14 protein-coding genes and 2 tRNA genes are annotated in these 16,015 nt (G+C 69.4%); 5 read left to right on the forward strand and 11 right to left on the reverse strand.

Annotated elements, in window-relative coordinates; genetic code table 11:
* Positions 1-353: 353 nt before the first annotated feature.
* The 7 genes from BSB02_RS21625 to BSB02_RS21655 form a co-directional block, all read right to left on the reverse strand.
* A complete protein-coding gene (locus tag BSB02_RS21625) occupies positions 354-2,933 on the reverse strand; it encodes a valine--tRNA ligase (RefSeq protein WP_420855875.1) in 2,580 nt (859 codons plus the stop codon).
* Between the two features lie 99 nt (positions 2,934-3,032).
* Positions 3,033-4,316, reverse strand: a complete 1,284-nt coding sequence (gene clpX, locus BSB02_RS21630) for an ATP-dependent Clp protease ATP-binding subunit ClpX (protein WP_084961191.1) — start codon at positions 4,314-4,316, stop codon at positions 3,033-3,035.
* Between the two features lie 178 nt (positions 4,317-4,494).
* A complete protein-coding gene (locus BSB02_RS21635; protein ID WP_276206342.1) occupies positions 4,495-5,118 on the reverse strand; it encodes an ATP-dependent Clp protease proteolytic subunit in 624 nt (207 codons plus the stop codon).
* A gap of 10 nt (positions 5,119-5,128) precedes the next feature.
* Positions 5,129-5,761 carry a ClpP family protease gene (locus BSB02_RS21640; RefSeq protein ID WP_143590979.1) on the reverse strand — a complete coding sequence of 211 codons (633 nt, stop codon included), beginning with the start codon at positions 5,759-5,761 and terminating at the stop codon, positions 5,129-5,131.
* 155 nt (positions 5,762-5,916) lie between these two features.
* Positions 5,917-7,458, reverse strand: coding sequence for a Na+/H+ antiporter (locus BSB02_RS21645; protein WP_158088695.1), 1,542 nt, complete (start codon positions 7,456-7,458; stop codon positions 5,917-5,919).
* Positions 7,459-7,849: 391 nt separating this feature from the next.
* Positions 7,850-9,232 (reverse strand): trigger factor, encoded by a 1,383-nt coding sequence (tig, locus tag BSB02_RS21650; protein WP_084961197.1) that lies wholly within the window; start codon positions 9,230-9,232, stop codon positions 7,850-7,852.
* A 135-nt stretch (positions 9,233-9,367) separates the two neighbouring features.
* Complete coding sequence (locus tag BSB02_RS21655) at positions 9,368-10,234, reverse strand: helix-turn-helix domain-containing protein (protein ID WP_240506567.1); 867 nt, start codon at positions 10,232-10,234, stop codon at positions 9,368-9,370.
* A 244-nt stretch (positions 10,235-10,478) separates the two neighbouring features.
* On the opposite strand from BSB02_RS21655, the gene BSB02_RS21660 reads away from it, so the two are divergent.
* Positions 10,479-10,853 (forward strand): ATP-binding protein, encoded by a 375-nt coding sequence (locus BSB02_RS21660; protein ID WP_240506568.1) that lies wholly within the window; start codon positions 10,479-10,481, stop codon positions 10,851-10,853.
* 3 nt (positions 10,854-10,856) lie between these two features.
* Here BSB02_RS21660 and BSB02_RS43060 read toward each other — a convergent pair whose 3' ends face one another.
* The 3 genes from BSB02_RS43060 to BSB02_RS21665 form a co-directional block, all read right to left on the reverse strand.
* A complete protein-coding gene (locus BSB02_RS43060; RefSeq protein ID WP_276206343.1) occupies positions 10,857-10,979 on the reverse strand; it encodes a hypothetical protein in 123 nt (40 codons plus the stop codon).
* A 280-nt stretch (positions 10,980-11,259) separates the two neighbouring features.
* Entirely contained in the window at positions 11,260-11,490 is a 231-nt protein-coding gene (locus BSB02_RS39810; RefSeq protein ID WP_143590983.1) for a hypothetical protein, read from the reverse strand.
* Between the two features lie 309 nt (positions 11,491-11,799).
* Positions 11,800-11,870, reverse strand: a tRNA-Gly gene (locus BSB02_RS21665).
* A 90-nt stretch (positions 11,871-11,960) separates the two neighbouring features.
* Here BSB02_RS21665 and BSB02_RS21670 point away from each other — a divergent pair.
* Positions 11,961-12,034 (forward strand) — tRNA-Pro (locus tag BSB02_RS21670).
* A 66-nt stretch (positions 12,035-12,100) separates the two neighbouring features.
* On the opposite strand, the gene BSB02_RS21675 is transcribed toward BSB02_RS21670, so the two are convergent.
* On the reverse strand, positions 12,101-12,910 hold the full coding sequence (locus BSB02_RS21675) for a PIG-L family deacetylase (RefSeq protein ID WP_084961203.1): 810 nt from the start codon (positions 12,908-12,910) through the stop codon (positions 12,101-12,103).
* A gap of 182 nt (positions 12,911-13,092) precedes the next feature.
* On the opposite strand from BSB02_RS21675, the gene BSB02_RS21680 reads away from it, so the two are divergent.
* The 3 genes from BSB02_RS21680 (at position 13,093) to BSB02_RS21690 (ending at position 16,013) form a co-directional block, all read left to right on the forward strand.
* Positions 13,093-13,713 carry a nucleoside/nucleotide kinase family protein gene (locus tag BSB02_RS21680; RefSeq protein ID WP_084961205.1) on the forward strand — a complete coding sequence of 207 codons (621 nt, stop codon included), beginning with the start codon at positions 13,093-13,095 and terminating at the stop codon, positions 13,711-13,713.
* Between the two features lie 78 nt (positions 13,714-13,791).
* Positions 13,792-14,703, forward strand: a complete 912-nt coding sequence (locus tag BSB02_RS21685) for an LLM class flavin-dependent oxidoreductase (protein WP_084961207.1) — start codon at positions 13,792-13,794, stop codon at positions 14,701-14,703.
* Positions 14,700-16,013: a TrpB-like pyridoxal phosphate-dependent enzyme gene (locus BSB02_RS21690; protein WP_084961208.1), complete on the forward strand. Its 1,314-nt coding sequence runs from the start codon at positions 14,700-14,702 to the stop codon at positions 16,011-16,013. The genes BSB02_RS21685 and BSB02_RS21690 overlap by 4 nt, the downstream gene beginning before the upstream one ends.
* Positions 16,014-16,015 lie beyond the last annotated feature (2 nt).

Here is a 16,015-nt window from a genome sequence, read left to right on the forward strand (position 1 = left end):
CACTGGCTTTTAGCACACTGTTGAGTTCTCAAGAAACGGACGCATACTCCCCGTCTTACCGGGGAGGCACATACCTCCGGTGCTTCATCTTACCAGTCCGGGACGATTCGTGTCAAACCGCCCGCACCAGGAAGATTCCGGCAGCCCCGCCAACCTACCCGAGATTCCTGACGTGTCCAAACGCGCGGACAAGCCCGAAGCTCGGGTGTGATCGGTGGGATGTGCAGAGCCTACCAGCCTCGGCGTGGCCTCCGGCCGCAGCACGATCAGCCGTGCAGCCCTGCACTTCAAACTTTACCAGCCCGCCAGGGGTGTCCGGGCCAGCTTCGGTAACAACACCCCACCGGCCGGGCCTATTCCCGGCCGGCGAGCTCCGCGAGCTGGCCCTCCAGCCGTGCGATGTCCGCCGCAGCCTGCTCGGCCCGCGCCTTGACCTTCGCCACGACGTCCGCCGGGGCCTTCGCCATGAACTGCTCGTTCCCCAGCTTGGCGGCGACCTGGGCCGCCTCCTTGCGAGCCGCGGCCAGGTCCTTCTCCAGGCGCTTGCGCTCCGCCGCCACGTCGATGGCGCCGGCCGTGTCGATCTCGACGGTCACGCCGCCGACCACGAGCCGCGCCGTCGGGGTGAAGCCCTCGCCCGGCGTCTCCAGCCGCAGCAGCGACCGGATCGCCGTCTCGTGCCCCGCGACAGCCGTACCGGACATAGCCAGCCGGGCGGCCACCTTCTGGCTGGGCTTGAGGCCCTGGTCGGAGCGGAACCGGCGGATCTCCGTCACCAGCTCCTGCAGCGCGGCGATCTCGGCCTCGGCCGCCGGGTCGGCGTAGCGCTGGTCGGCCACCGGCCACGGCGCGATGACGACCGATTCGCCGCCCGTGACGGCCCGCCACAGCTCTTCGGTGACGAACGGCACCAGCGGGTGCAGCAGCCGCAGCAACGCTTCGAGGACGTGGCCGAGCACCAGCCGCGTGTGGTCCAGTCCCTGCGACAGCTGGACCTTAGCCAGCTCGAGATACCAGTCGCAGACCTCGTCCCACGCGAAGTGGTAGAGCAGGTCGCAGGCCTTGGCGAACTCGAATTCCTCGAACGCCGCGTCGGCCGCGGCGATGACCGACTGGAGCCGCGACAGGATCCACCGATCGGCCGCCGTAAGCTCCAGGCCCTCCAGCGAGCCGACCGCCGCGCCGTTCATCAGCGCGAAGCGGGTCGCGTTCCAGATCTTGTTGCAGAAGTTGCGCGACCCGGCCGCCCACTCCTCGCTCACCGCGACGTCGGCGCCCGGGTTGGCCCCGCGCAGCAGGGTGAAGCGCGTGGCGTCGGCGCCGAAGCGGTCGATCCAGTCGAGCGGGTCGACGACGTTGCCGAACGACTTCGACATCTTCTTGCCGTACTGGTCGCGCACCATGCCGTGCAGCGCCACCACGCGGAAGGGCGGCTGGCCGTCCATGGCGTACAGCCCGAACATCATCATCCGGGCGACCCAGAAGAACAGGATGTCGTAGCCGGTCACCAGCACGGACGTCGGGTAGAAGCGCTCCAGGTCGGCGGTGCGCTCCGGCCAGCCCAGCGTGGAGAACGGCCACAGGCCCGAGGAGAACCACGTGTCGAGCACATCGGGGTCCTGCACGTAGCCCGCCGGCGGCTGCTCGTCGGGCCCCACGCACACGACCTCGCCATTGGGCCCGTACCAGACCGGGATCCGGTGCCCCCACCACAGCTGGCGCGAGATGCACCAGTCGTGCATGTCGTCGACCCAGTCGAAGTAGCGCTTGGCCAGCTCGGGCGGGTGGATCCGGGTGCGGCCGTCGCGTACGGCGTCGCCCGCGGCCTTGGCCAGCGGTCCCACGTTGACGAACCACTGCAGCGACAGGCGCGGCTCGACCACGGTCTTGCAGCGCGAGCAGTGGCCGACGGCGTGCACGTAGGGCCGCTTCTCGGCGACGATGCGGCCCTCGGCGCGCAGCGCCGCGACGACGGCCGGGCGCGCCTCGAAGCGGTCGAGCCCCTCGAACGGCCCGTGCGCGGTGATGACGCCGCGCTCGTCCATGATGGTCAGCGACGGCAGCGAGTGGCGGCGGCCGATCTCGAAGTCGTTGGGGTCGTGCGCCGGGGTCACCTTGACCGCGCCGGTGCCGAAGGCCGGGTCGACGTGCTCGTCGGCGACGATCGGGATCCTCCGGCCGGTCAGCGGCAGCTCGACCTCCTGGCCGATCAGGTGCCGGTAACGCTCGTCGGACGGGTGGACGGCCACGGCCGTGTCGCCCAGCATCGTCTCCGCGCGGGTCGTGGCCACGACGATCGACACGTCGCCCGAGCCGTAGCGGATCGAGACGAGCTCGCCCTCGTCGTCGGTGTGCTCGACCTCGATGTCGGACAGCGCGGTGTGGCAGCGCACGCACCAGTTGATGATGCGCTCGGCGCGGTAGATCAGCCCGTCGTCGAACAGCTTCTTGAAGATGGTCTGGACGGCGCGCGAGAGGCCCTCGTCCATCGTGAAGCGGTCGCGCGTCCAGTCGACCCCGTCGCCGAGCCGGCGCATCTGGCCCTGGATCTTGCCGCCGGACTCGGCCTTCCACTGCCAGACGCGCTCCACGAACGCCTCGCGCCCCAGGTCGTGGCGCGACAGCCCGTCCTTGGCCAGCTCGCGCTCCACGACGTTCTGCGTCGCGATGCCCGCGTGGTCCATGCCCGGCAGCCACAGGGTCTCCTTGCCCTGCATCCGGGCGCGGCGGGTGAGGGCGTCCATGATCGAGTGGTCGAGCGCGTGGCCCATGTGCAGGACGCCGGTGACGTTGGGGGGCGGGAGCACGATGCAGTACGGCTCGCGCGAGCTGCCCGGGTCGGCTACGAAGTAGCCCTTCGATACCCAGCGCTCGTAGCTGGGAGCCTCGACTTCGGCCGGGATGTACTGGGTAGGCAGCTCTGGCGTCGTCACAGTGCACAAGTTTAGGGCTGGCGGGAGGGCGGCGGAGACGAGCTGAGCGCCGCACCGCGCCGGCTACGCCGTACAGTGCCGGAAAGCGCCGGAGAGCGCCTACGCCGACTTCTCGCGAGGAGTCCGCTGCTGCTTGGCCGCCAGCGAGTCGCGGGGCACCAGCGTCGGGATCGCGTGCTCCAGCACCGCCTCCCGGGTGATCACCACCCGGCCGACGTCCTGCCGCGAGGGCACCTCGTACATCACCGACAGCAGCACCTCCTCCAGGATGGCCCGCAGGCCCCTGGCGCCGGTGCCGCGCAGGATCGCCTGGTCGGCGATGGCCTCCAGCGCGTCGTCGGTGAACTCCAGCTCCACCCCGTCGAGCTCGAAGAGCTTGCGGTACTGCTTCACCAGCGCGTTGCGCGGCTCGGTGAGGATGCGGATGAGCGCCTCGCGGTCGAGGTTGTGGACCGAGGTGATGACCGGCAGGCGGCCGACGAACTCGGGGATCATGCCGAACTTCAGCAGGTCCTCCGGCATCACGTCGGCGAAGATGTCGGCGGAGTCGATCTCCTCCTTGGAGCGGATGATCGCGTTGAAGCCGATGCCCTTCTTGCCGATCCGCGACTCGATGATCTTCTCCAGGCCCGCGAACGCGCCGCCGCAGATGAACAGCACGTTGGTGGTGTCGATCTGGATGAACTCCTGGTGCGGATGCTTGCGGCCGCCTTGGGGCGGGACGCTGGCCGTGGTGCCTTCGAGGATCTTCAGCAGCGCCTGCTGGACGCCCTCACCCGAGACGTCGCGCGTGATCGACGGGTTCTCGCTCTTGCGGGCGATCTTGTCGACCTCGTCGATGTAGATGATGCCGGTCTCGGCCTTCTTGACGTCGTAGTCGGCGGCCTGGATGAGCTTGAGGAGGATGTTCTCGACGTCCTCGCCGACGTATCCGGCCTCGGTCAGCGCGGTGGCGTCGGCGATGGCGAAGGGCACGTTGAGCATCTTCGCCAGCGTCTGGGCGAGCAGCGTCTTGCCGGAGCCCGTGGGCCCGAGCAGCAGGATGTTGGACTTGGCCAGCTCCAGGCCGTCGTCTCTGCCGCGGTCGCCGGACTGCACCCGCTTGTAGTGGTTGTAGACCGCCACCGAGAGCGCCTTCTTGGCCTTGTCCTGGCCGATCACGTAGGCGTCGAGGAACTCGTAGATCTCCCTCGGCTTGGGCAGGTTGTCCCACTTGAGCTCGGAGGACTCCGACAGCTCCTCCTCGATGATCTCGTTGCAGAGATCGATGCACTCATCGCAGATGTAGACGCCGGGACCGGCGATGAGCTTCTTGACTTGCTTCTGGCTCTTCCCGCAGAACGAGCACTTCAGCAGGTCTCCCCCGTCGCCGATGCGTGCCACCCCAGATACTCCTTTGCGTGGGACAGGAACCGCCCTGCTCCCGCGGTCCGTGTCACCGGACCGGGTCGAACCGCTCAGGTATCGACGTTACCGTCTTCTGGGCCCTCAGTGAGCCCCCTGGCGGCGAGTCGCACCGGAACGTGCCTTATCCGGCACCTTCCGGTGCGGTCCGCATCCGTCAGGAAACAGCGGCCTGAGCACGCTTCTTCCGAGACGGAATGATGTCGTCGATCAGACCATACGCCTTGGCATCGTCGGCAGTGAGAATTTTGTCGCGCTCGATGTCCTTGCGGATCTGGAGCACGTCCCTGCCGGTGTGCCGAGCGATGATCTCCTCGAGTTGGGCCCGCATGCGCAGGATCTCCCGCGCCTGGACCTCGATGTCGCTGGCCTGGCCGCCGCCCTCGGAGGAGGGCTGGTGGATCAGGATGCGGGCGGTGGGCAGCGCGAACCGCTTGCCCGGGGTGCCGCCGGCCAGCAGCACGGCGGCCGCGGAGGCGGCCTGGCCCAGGCACACGGTCTGGATCTCCGGACGCACGAACTGCATCGTGTCGTAGATCGCGGTCATCGCCGTGAACGACCCGCCCGGCGAGTTGATGTAGATGCTGATGTCGCGATCGGGGTCCAGCGACTCGAGTGTCAGGATCTGCGCCATGATGTCGTTGGCCACCGAGTCGTCGATCGGCACACCCAGGAAGATGATCCGGTCCTCGAAGAGCTTGGTGTACGGATTCATCTCCTTGATGCCGTACGACGTGCGCTCGGTGAACGAGGGGATGTAGTAGCGGCTTTGGATGTTCACTTCACTCCCCTTAGGAGACGGCACCCTGGGAGGGCACCTGCCGCGCGCTGCGCACCACGTGGTCGATGAAACCGTAATCCTTGGCCTCGTCGGCGGTGAACCAGCGGTCGCGGTCGGAGTCCTTCTCGATCTGCTCGAGCGGCTGACCGGTGTGGTAGGCGATCCGCTCGGCCAGCGTCTTCTTGACGTACAGCATCTGCTCGGCCTGGATGGCGATGTCGGCCGCGGTGCCGCCGATGCCGCCGGAAGGCTGGTGCATCATGATCCGCGCGTGCGGCAGGGCGTAGCGCTTGCCCGGCGCGCCCGCGCACAGCAGGAACTGCCCCATGGAGGCGGCCAGCCCCATCGCCACGGTGGCGACGTCGTTCGGCACATACTCCATCATGTCGTAAATCGCCATGCCCGCCGTCACCGAGCCGCCCGGCGAGTTGATGTAGAGGTAGATGTCCCGCTCCGGGTCGTCGGCGGCCAGCAGCAGCAGCTCGGCGGCGATGCGGTTGGCGATCGCGTCGTTCACCTCCGAGCCGAGCACAATGATGCGCTCACGCAGCAGGCGCTGGTAGAGCTGGTCTTCTAGCCGGAAGGCGGAGGCGTCTTCGCGGGCTCGCGACTCTGGGTTGAAGAAGGTCGGCGGGCTGATCACAGCGTCACCTTCCGATGCGTCGTTCTCGATGGGCTTTGCTTGTGACCTTAACGCGGACTGCCCACAGGTCATGCCAGCATCCTCGCACTGTTCGCTGTCGGCGCAGGTTGCCTCCACTTGCCTCCACTTGCCTCCGCGAGGCGGACGGGCGCGCCTCACGGCGACTCCGAGTGCCCGCGCCTGTCCTCCACGTCCAGCTCCCGCGACAGCTTGAGTTGCGTCTCCGCGCTGATCTTGCCCTTCCGGTAGAGCTCGTTCACCTTGTGCCGCTGGACGCGGACGAGGTCCCGGCGCAGCCTTCCGCGGCCGTGCGGGCTCTCGGAGTCCTCGTCCAGTACGGCGCGCACGCGGTCCAGGCGCAGCTGGAACAGCTGGCGGTACACCTCGGCGGTGCGGTCGTCCACCTCGTCGTCGGACGCCAGCTCGTCGATGCGGGCCAGCGCGGCCTCCAGCATGGCCTCCCGGGCGAGGGCCTCCTCGCGCAGCTCCGCCTCGCTCTCGCCCATGCCCAGGCGCCGCAGCAGCGGGGCGATGGTCGGGGCCTGGCCGAGCAGGGTGGCCAGCACCACGCAGGCGGCCAGGAACACCACCAGGTCGCGTCCCGGGGCGTCGTGCGGCAGCGACAGGGCGATGGCCAGCGTGATGGCGCCCCTGATGCCCGCCCAGCCCATCACGAACCGCTGCCGCAGGTCGATGCTCTCGAATCGCTTGAACCGCAGCAGCGGCACGACCACGATCGTCCAGACCATCCGCACGCCCACGACCACCGCCACGACGACCACGGCGGCCAGGACCAGCCGCTGCCAGTGATGGTCGAGGATGGCCGCGAAGACGTCGGTGAGCTGGAGTCCCAGCAGCACGAACAGCGTCGACTCCAGCAGGAACACCAGCACGTCCCAGAAGGTGTCGCCGGCCAGCCGGGAGGACGGCTGCAGCACGCCCTGGCGTTTGACGCCCAGGTGGAAGCCCACGACGATGGTCGCCAGCACGCCCGACAGGCCCAGGTGCTCGGCGGGGAGGTAGGCGACGAACGGCGTGGCCAGCGACAGGACGATCTGGGTGGCCGAGTCGCGGATGTGCGTGCGGACTCTGCCGATGACCCAGCCCAGCGCCGCGCCGTACAGCACACCGCCGGCGACCACGCGCAGCAGGTTCCCGCCGACCTCCAGCGGGGTGACGGCATGGGCCAACGCGCTCAGCGCCAGCCCGAACATGGTCAGCGCGACCCCGTCGTTGACCAGGCTCTCGCCCTCCAGGATCGTCACGAGCCGCCTGGGCGCGCCCAGCCGTTTGATCACCGAGGTGGCGGCCACGGGGTCCGTCGGGGCCACCGCCGCGCCCAGCGCGAGTGCCACCGCGCCGCTCAGCGCGGGTACGGCGAAGCCGGCCGCGAAGGCGACGCACAGCGCGGTGGCGCAGGTCAGGCTGAAGGCCATGATGCCGATCGGGACCGCGTCCTCGCGGGTCTCGCGGGGGGCGGTGAAGAAGGCCGCGTGGTAGACCAGGGGCGGCAGGAAGACGTTCAGCACCAGCTCGGGCGGCACGTGGACGTCGTCGGCGCCGGGCAGGAAGCTCGCCAGCAGGCCCAGGACGACCAGGAGGATGGCCTCGGGCACGTCGATGCGCCGGGCCACCGCCCTGGCCACGACGAGCGAGACGGCGACCGCCACGCCCACGATGAACAGCTTGTCCTCCATCGCTCTCCTCCCCCGGCGGCCCGGCGCCCGCCCTCGCCGCCGTGACACCGGGGCCTTGCCCTGCCCCGGGGACGGCGCGCCCGAGCCTCCCGCTGGTGTCGGACGCCGGGCCGTACCGTCGCACTTCCCGCTCCGGGGCGCCTCACCCCGGCGCTGCGGACGGCTCCGGCCCTGGAGCATGCTCGGCCCGGACCGCGAACGACCCACCCGGCACCGCGAACGACCCACCCGGCACCGCGGACGACCCGTCCAGCCCTGCGGATGGCCCGTCCAGCCCTGGAGACGACTCACCCGGTCCCGAAAACGACTCACCGTCCCGAAACGACTCATCCGTCCCGAAAACGACGAAACCCCCGGCCGCCGGGCCGGGGGTTCGCGTGAGAGGGGCGGGTTACTCCTTCTCGGACTCCTGCTCGGAGTCGGAGGCGGGCGCCTCGGCCTGCTCCTCGGCGCTGATCTCGGCGTAGATGGCCTTCAGGTCGACCTCGTTGCCCTCGGTGTCGACCACCTTGGCCGCGTCGCCCACAAGCGTCTTGGCCTTGTCGCGGACGATCTCCACCATGGCCAGCGTCAGCTCGCCGTTGTCGGCCATGTGCTGGGCCAGCTGGTTGGGCTGGACGCCCATCTGCATGGCCCGGCGGACGACGAAGTTGGTCAGCTCCTGCTCGGCGACGCCCAGCTCCTCGGCCTTGGCGATCTTGTCGAGCACGAAGCCCGCCTTGATGGCCCTGGCGGAGGTGGTCTCGAACTCGGCGAAGCGCTCCTCCTCCGTCGTCTGGTAGAGGCGGAAGAAGGCCTCGCGGCTCAGGCCGCTGTTGGCGATCTGGTGGTCGAGGTTGTGCTTGCGGGCGTCGATCTCGGCCTTGAGCGCGCTCTCGGGGATCGGGATGTCGATCTTGGCCAGCAGCGCGTCGAGGGCCTTCTCGCGGGCCTGGACGATCTGCTCGACGAGCTTGTTGCGGCGGACGCTCTCGCGGATGCTTTCCTTGAGCTCCTCGAGCGTGTCGAACTCGCTGGCCAGCTGCGCGAACTCGTCGTCGAGCTCGGGCAGGACCTTCTCCTTGACCTGCTTGAGGGTGATGATGACGTCCGCCTCCTGGCCGGCGTGCTCGCCGCCGACCAGCTCGGTGCGGAAGGTCTTCTCCTCGCCGGCCGACATGCCCTCGAGCGCGTCGTCGAGGCCCTGCAGCACCGACCCGGCGCCGACCTCGTAGGAGACCTCGCTGGCCTGCTGCTCCTCGATGTTCTCGCCGTCGATCTCGGCGCGCAGGTCCATGACCACGAAGTCGCCCCTGGCGGCCGGGCGGTCCACGCCGGTCAGCGTGGCGAAGCGCTGGCGCAGGGCGTCGAGCTGCTTGTCGACGTCCTCGTCGGTGACGGTGGCGGCGTCGACGGTGACCTCGATGTCGGAGTAGTCGGGCACCTCGAAGTTGGGGCGCACGTCGACCTCGGCGGTGAACTCGATCTGCTCGCCGTCCTCGATCTTGGTGACCTCGATGTCGGGCTGGCTCACCGGGAAGACGTCGGCCTCGTCGACGGCCTTGCCGTACAGCTTGGGCACCGCGTCGTTGAGGGTCTCCTCGAGCACGGGAGCCCGGCCGAACCGCTGCTCGATGATGCGGGCGGGAACCTTGCCAGGGCGGAAGCCCGGGACGCGCACCTGCTGCGCGATCTTCTTGTACGCCGCATCCAGACTCGGGCGCAGCTCCTCGAACGGCACCTCGACGGTGAGCTTCACCCGGGTCGGGCTGAGCTCCTCGACAGCGGTCTTCACGGGGTGGTCTCCTTGATCAAGCATCGAGTGATCGCGGGCGCGCCATTCGGTACGGCTCACGCGCCGCGCCCACATAGCGGCGATGGGCATGCTGCGCCCACGGCCCCTGTCAGTCTAGGGCAGATATTTCTCCACTCAGAACTCTTCGGCTATCTGCCTGAGCAGGTCCACCGTCTCGTCGGGCGTGGTGCTGACGGCGCACAACCGTTCCATGACCTGGCTGTAGCGGTCCACTTCCTCGCGCTTGTCCAAATACAGGGCGCTGGCCAGCTGTTCCACGTAAACGATGTCGGGCAGGTCGGGCTCGGGGAAGCGCATGATGCTGAAGGCGCCGCCCTCGGCGCTGTGGCCGCCGTAGCTGAAGGGCATGACCTGGATGGTGATGCGCGGCTGGCGCATCAGGTCGATCAGGTGCTCCAGCTGGGCCCGCATCACCTCGACGCCGCCGATGGGACGGCGCAGCGCCGCCTCGTCGATGACGGCCCAGAAGACCGGCCCGTTGGGGCGGTCCAGCACGCGCTGGCGCTCCAGCCTGAGGTCCACGCGGCGGGCGATCTCGTCCTGGGTGATGCCGGCCGACCCGGCCGTGACGACCGCCCTGGCGTACTCCTTGGTCTGCAGCAGGCCGGGCACGAACTGCACCTCGTAGGTCCTGATGCGGCTGGCGGCCTCCTCCAGGCCGATGTAGGCCTGGAACCAGCCGGGCAGCACGTCGTTGTAGCGGTACCACCAGCCGGGCTCGTTGGCCTGGTCCACCAGGTCCAGCACGGACTTGCGGGCTTCGGGGTCCTCGACGCCGTAGAGGGTCAGCAGATCGGCCACGTCGCGCGCCTTGAAGCCCACGCGACCCAGCTCCATACGGCTGATCTTGGACTCCGACCCTCTGATGAGGTGGGCCGCCTCCTCACGTGTGACGCCCTTGGCCTCCCTCAGCTTGCGCAGCTGAGTGCCCAGGAGCATGCGCAACGCCGTGGGACCCGTGGTGGGCTGGTTCCGCGTCACACTGCCTCCTTCCGCACACACAGTGACACCCCACCCGTGCTTATGACAAGCTCCCCTTTTTACCTGTTGCGTACCTGATGCAGACGGCACTTGCACGTGCATTTGGGTCTTGCAGACTCGCTCTTGGTATCCCATGATGGGCTAGTGCATATTGGGGCAAAGCGGTAGCAGCAGGATGGTGAGAGACCCGATAGCCGCTGCCGACTGCCTCCAGATCGCGCGCGAGGTGGACGTCGAGAGCGTCATGTCCTGTCCCCTCCCGTTCCAGGCGGACTCCGTCAAGATGGCCAGGGACGTCACGCGCAGCACCCTGGACGACTGGGGCCTGACGGAGCTCACGGACGACGCGACGCTGGTGGTGTCGGAGCTGGTGACGAACGCGGTCCGCTACGCGCGCGGCAACCGCGAGATCACGCTGTTGCTGGTGCGGGCGGCGCCGCACGTGGTGCTGGCGGTCGCCGACCCGAGCGACGAGGCGCCGCTGCCCAAGAAGCCCGACTTCTGCTCGGAGAACGGGCGGGGGTTGTACATCGTGGAGACCTACAGCCAGCGATGGGGCTGGGACCCGCTCAGCGGCGGCGGCAAGGCGGTGTGGGCGCTGTTCAGCGCCGACTCCTAATGATCAGCGGCCTCGCCGGCTCGCCCTGGCATGGCGATAGATGATCTTCGTGTGGTGCGCCCACGAGATCGCGCCGTACAGGAGGAAGGCGGCCCCTCGTAGGTAGTCCCAGAGGTCCGGCCCCACGATCAGATCGTGCGCTCCCCATACGGCGAAGCCGGGGCCTCCGATGAACGCCCACCAACCGGTCCGGAAGTCCTCGCTTCTGCTCCGGGATGGAGGCCCCGATCGCCCGGTCACGGCCACACCGTAGCCGACGGCAGCAGGGTTGGGCAGATGCCGGCCGCGTCCGCGCCCTCTTCCGTCCGCCTCGTCCGCCGGAGGGCAAGTTCGTGGACTCCGACCACCCGTGACTCTTCGTGAGCAACCGGCTGGACTGGCACGTCTGTGGCACGCCCACGGGGCGTCAGCGCCGCAGGAGTGCCGCCTCGATCCGCAAGACCAGGCCGACGAGGACCACGAGCATGAAGACGCCAAGGACCTGCCAGGACGGTTCGCCATCCTCGACCATCAAGGCGCCGGCACAGAGCGCCATGCCCGCGACGAGGATCACGGTGCCATAGGTCTGGACAGTTACGGGATCATTGCCCTCGCCCGGTGGCTCTTCTTGTGTTGCGCGCTTGTCCGATTCGGTCACAGCGCAGAGCATTCCACGTTGATCCATTTGCGTGGAAGAGGCGGCGAATTGCCGCACTCGTTCCCCTCCCCGATTTTCCCGGAGCCCGAGTCCCCGCCCGGAGGCCGTTAACGCGAACGAAGCAGGGTTGGCCCGCGGCCGAGACTGGTGGGTAGTGGACAGTCCCCCCGGCTCCCACGCGGGACCGGCCCCCAGGCCGCATGCCCGCGCGGGGAGAGCCGCGCGGGTGGCACGTCGATCTTCGAAACGGCGGTGAAGATTGGAAAGGCCAGGCTCCCTATGCGGGTTGACCTGGCCTCTCACCGTCGGAGCGGACGACGGGAATCGAACCCGCGTAGCCAGTTTGGAAGACTGGGGCTCTACCATTGAGCTACGTCCGCGCGAGCCGGGGGAAGTCTGGTCTAGACTTCATCCGGTTCGTCAGGGCGTAAGCGTACCGGAGTCGCGGAGCGCATGCGCACCTGGCGCCGCGGGGCGTGGCGCAGCTTGGTAGCGCGCTTGCTTTGGGAGCAAGAAGTCGCAGGTTCAAATCCTGTCGCCCCGACTTGCCGCGCTCCGGCACGCCCATCCGTCCGCCGTCATCGCCCCCCGATGGCTGGCGCCGATCCGATCATCGCAGGCCCGCGAAGAGATCGTCCTCCCGGTCCGGAGCGGCGACCCGGGTCCGGTGGCGCACGAAGTGCTCGGTCGAGAAGGCCATGCGCTGCACCTCGTCCGGCATCCGCAGCAGGAACATGTTCTCTCCCTGGCTCTCGTGCGCCTTCAACGCCAGGATCTTCTTCTCGGCGTACGGCGAGACGTCCACGGCGGCGGTGATGAGCTCGTCCGGGGTGCCGAAGTCGTCGGACTCCGGCAGGCCCTCCATCTCGATCCCGCTCGACCGCAGGAAGGCGAACATCTCCCGGATCCGCGCCCGGGGGATCGCCGTGAAGTAGAGCTTGTCCGGAATGCCGGTCGCCTCCGCGGCGGCCATGGTGATGCGGTGCGCCTGGATGTGGTCAGGGTGCCCGTAACCGCCGTCGGCGTCGTAGGTGACGACCACCTGCGGCCGGTACCGCTCCATCAGCTCCGCCAGCCGCCCGCTGGACTCCTCGACCGGCACGTTCGCGAAGGACGACGGGTCGCCGTTGGCGTCCCATCCGGCCATGCCGGAGTCGCGGTATCCGAGCAGCTCCAGGTGCGCGATCCCGAGGTGGTCGACGGACTCGCGCAGCTCGGCCAGCCGCCGGGCGGCCACCGCCTCGGGGTCGTGGCCGTCCTGGCCGGGCTTGACGCCGCCGGGTCCGTCGCCCTGCTCGCCGTTCGTGCACGTGACGAGGACCGTGCGGATGCCCTCGGCGGCGTAACGGGCGAACACGCCGCCGGTGCCCAGCACCTCGTCATCGGGGTGGGCGTGGACGGCCATCAACGTGAGCTCCATCAATTTCCTCCAACAGCGTGAAGTCGATCAATCCACCGGAAAGGTCGTGAAGTCCTGCGAAGCGCCGCAATCGCGTGGATTCCGGAACTGTGACGGAGCCTAGCCAGCGGGCCGCGACGGCGAGCGAAGCGTCCAGCATGGACACATCGGTCAAGCGCGGAAACGGTGGTTAGCGTGGAGGCATGCGTGCCCGCCCGATCTCCCCCCAGGCGCTGGTCGAGGAGCTGGCCGAGCGGATCGCGGCCGGCGGCGGCCCCTGGACGAGGGTCGCGGTCGACGGCGCGCCCGCCGCCCGGCCGGGCGAGCTCGCCGACCGGCTGGTGGAGCCGCTGCGGGTCCGGGGCAGGCCGGTGCTGCGGGTGTCGGCCGGCGACTTCCTGCGCCCGGCGTCGCTGCGGCTGGAGTACGGCAGGACCGACCCGGACGAGTTCTACACGGCATGGCTCGACACCGGAGGGCTGACGCGGGAGGTGCTCGGCCCGCTGGAGCCGGGCGGGAGCGGCCGGGTGCTGCCCAGGCTGTGGAACGCCGAGACCGACCGTGCCTATCGCGTGCCGTACGAGACGCTGCCGGAGCGAGGGGTGCTGCTCCTGGACGGCACGCTCCTGCTGGGGCGCGGGCTGCCGTTCGAGGTGACCGTGCACCTGGCCCTGTCGAAGGGCGCGCTGGAACGGCGGACCGATCCGGCGCAGCGGTGGCGGCTGCCGGCCTACGAACGCTACGAAAGGGAGGTCTGTCCGCAGAAGGTGGCCGATGTCGTGGTACGCGCCGACGACCCCCGCCACCCGGCCGTGCTGATCTAACCGCGGAAAGAAGCCCGGAAAGAGGCCCCGGAAAGAAGCCCCGGGAAGAGGCGATCTGCGGCCCGCGTTACGCGAGCCATGACTGACTACGGCCGTCCTGTGGAGTTCGGCTACTTCCTGGTCCCGGGCGCCGGCGATCCCCTGATCGAGCGCGCGAGGCTGGCCGACGACCTCGGCCTGGACCTGATCGGCGTGCAGGACCACCCCTACCAGCGCCGGTACGTCGACACCTGGACGCTGCTGAGCGTGATCGCCGCCTCGACGCGGCGCGTCAGGGTGTTCCCGGACGTGGCGAACCTGCCGTTGCGCCCGCCCGCCGTCCTGGCCAAGTCCGCCGCCAGCCTGGACCTGCTCAGCGGCGGCCGGGTGGAGCTCGGGCTCGGCGCGGGCGGGTTCTGGGACGCGATCGAGGCGTACGGCGGGCTGCGCCGTACGCCCAAGGACGCCAGGACGGCGCTGGAGGAGGCGATCGACGTCATGCGCGCGATCTGGAGCGGCGAGCGCAACCTGCGGTTCGAGGGCGAGCACTACCACCTGCGCGGCGCGCACTCCGGGCCGGTTCCCGCGCACCGCATCGAGATCTGGCTCGGCGTGCGGGGCCCCAGGGCGCTGGCGCTGACCGGGCGGAAGGCCGACGGCTGGCTGCCGTCCTCGCCGTGGGCGCCGCCGGAGAGCCTGCCCGGGTTCCACGCCCGCATCGACGAGGCGGCCGTGAGCGCCGGCAGGCGGCCGCGCGAGATCAGGCGCCTGTACAACGTCCACGGCCTCATCTCCGGCCGCAGCACCGACTTCCTCCGGGGCCCGGCCGACCAGTGGGGTGGAGGAGCTGACGGACCTGGCGCTGTCGCACGGCATGGACACCTTCCTCCTGTGGCCGGACGGCGAGGAGGACCGGCAGCTGCGGCTGTTCGCCGAGGAGGTCGTGCCCGAGGTGCGGCGGCAGGTCGCTCTGGAACGCAAGCCGTAACCGGCGCAGACTGTCCAGCATGACGCCAAGCCACTGGTACAACATCGTTCCCGACCTGCCGGCGCCGCCACCGCCGCCGCTGCATCCGGGCACGCTCCAGCCCGTGGGGCCGGACGACCTGGCCCCGCTGTTCCCGATGGAGCTCATCGCCCAGGAGGTCAGCGGCGAGCGGTTCGTGCCGATCCCGCAGGAGGTGCTGGACGTCTACCGGCTGTGGCGGCCGACGCCCCTGCTCAGGGCGCACCGGCTGGAGAAGGCGCTGGGGACGCCCGCGCGCATCTACTACAAGTACGAGGGCGGCTCGCCCGTCGGCTCGCACAAGCCCAACACCGCGGTGCCCCAGGCGTACTACAACGCGCGCGAGGGCGTGCGGAAGCTCACAACGGAGACCGGGGCCGGGCAGTGGGGCTCGGCGCTGGCCTTCGCCTGCGCGCAGTACGGCCTGGCCTGCGAGATCTGGATGGTGCGTGCCTCCTATGACCAGAAGCCCTACCGGCGCTCGCTCATGCAGGTGTACGGCGCGACCGTGCACGCCAGCCCGTCCCCGATGACGAGCGCGGGCAGCAAGATCCTCGCCGAGCATCCCGACTCCACCGGCAGCCTCGGCATCGCCATCAGCGAGGCGGTGGAGGTCGCCGCAGCCGCGGACGACACCCGCTACGCCCTGGGCAGCGTGCTCAACCATGTGCTCATGCACCAGACCGTCATCGGCGAGGAGGCGCTCGCGCAGCTGCCCGAGATGCCGGACCTGGTGGTGGGCTGCACGGGTGGCGGCTCGAACTTCGCCGGGCTGATGTTCCCGTTCCTGCGGGAGAAGCTCGCGGGGAAGATCTCCACGATCTTCCGGGCCGTCGAGCCCGAGGCGTGCCCGTCGTTCACGCGCGGCCGGTACGCCTACGACTTCGGCGACACCGCCGGGTTCACGCCGCTGCTCAAGATGCACACGCTCGGGCACACGTTCGTGCCGGACCCGATCCACGCGGGCGGGCTGCGCTACCACGGCATGTCGCCGCTGCTGTCGCACATGTACGAGCTGGGGATGTTCGAGGCGGTCGCCAGGTCGCAGACCGAGTGCTTCGAGGCGGGGGTCCGCTTCGCCAGGACCGAGGGGATCGTCCCGGCGCCCGAGCCCACGCACGCCCTGGCCGAGGCCATCGCCGAGGCGCTGCGCTGCAAGGAGACCGGCGAGGAGAAGGTCATCCTGACGGCGTTGTGCGGCCACGGCCACTTCGACATGACCGCCTACGACCGGTTCCTGTCCGGGGAGATGCGGGACTACTCGCTGCCGCCGGAGCGGATCGAGGAGGCGCTGACCGGCCTGCCGCGGGTCTGACC

The organism is Thermoactinospora rubra (assembly GCF_002093975.1).
GTDB classification, from domain to species: domain Bacteria; phylum Actinomycetota; class Actinomycetes; order Streptosporangiales; family Streptosporangiaceae; genus Nonomuraea; species Nonomuraea rubra_A.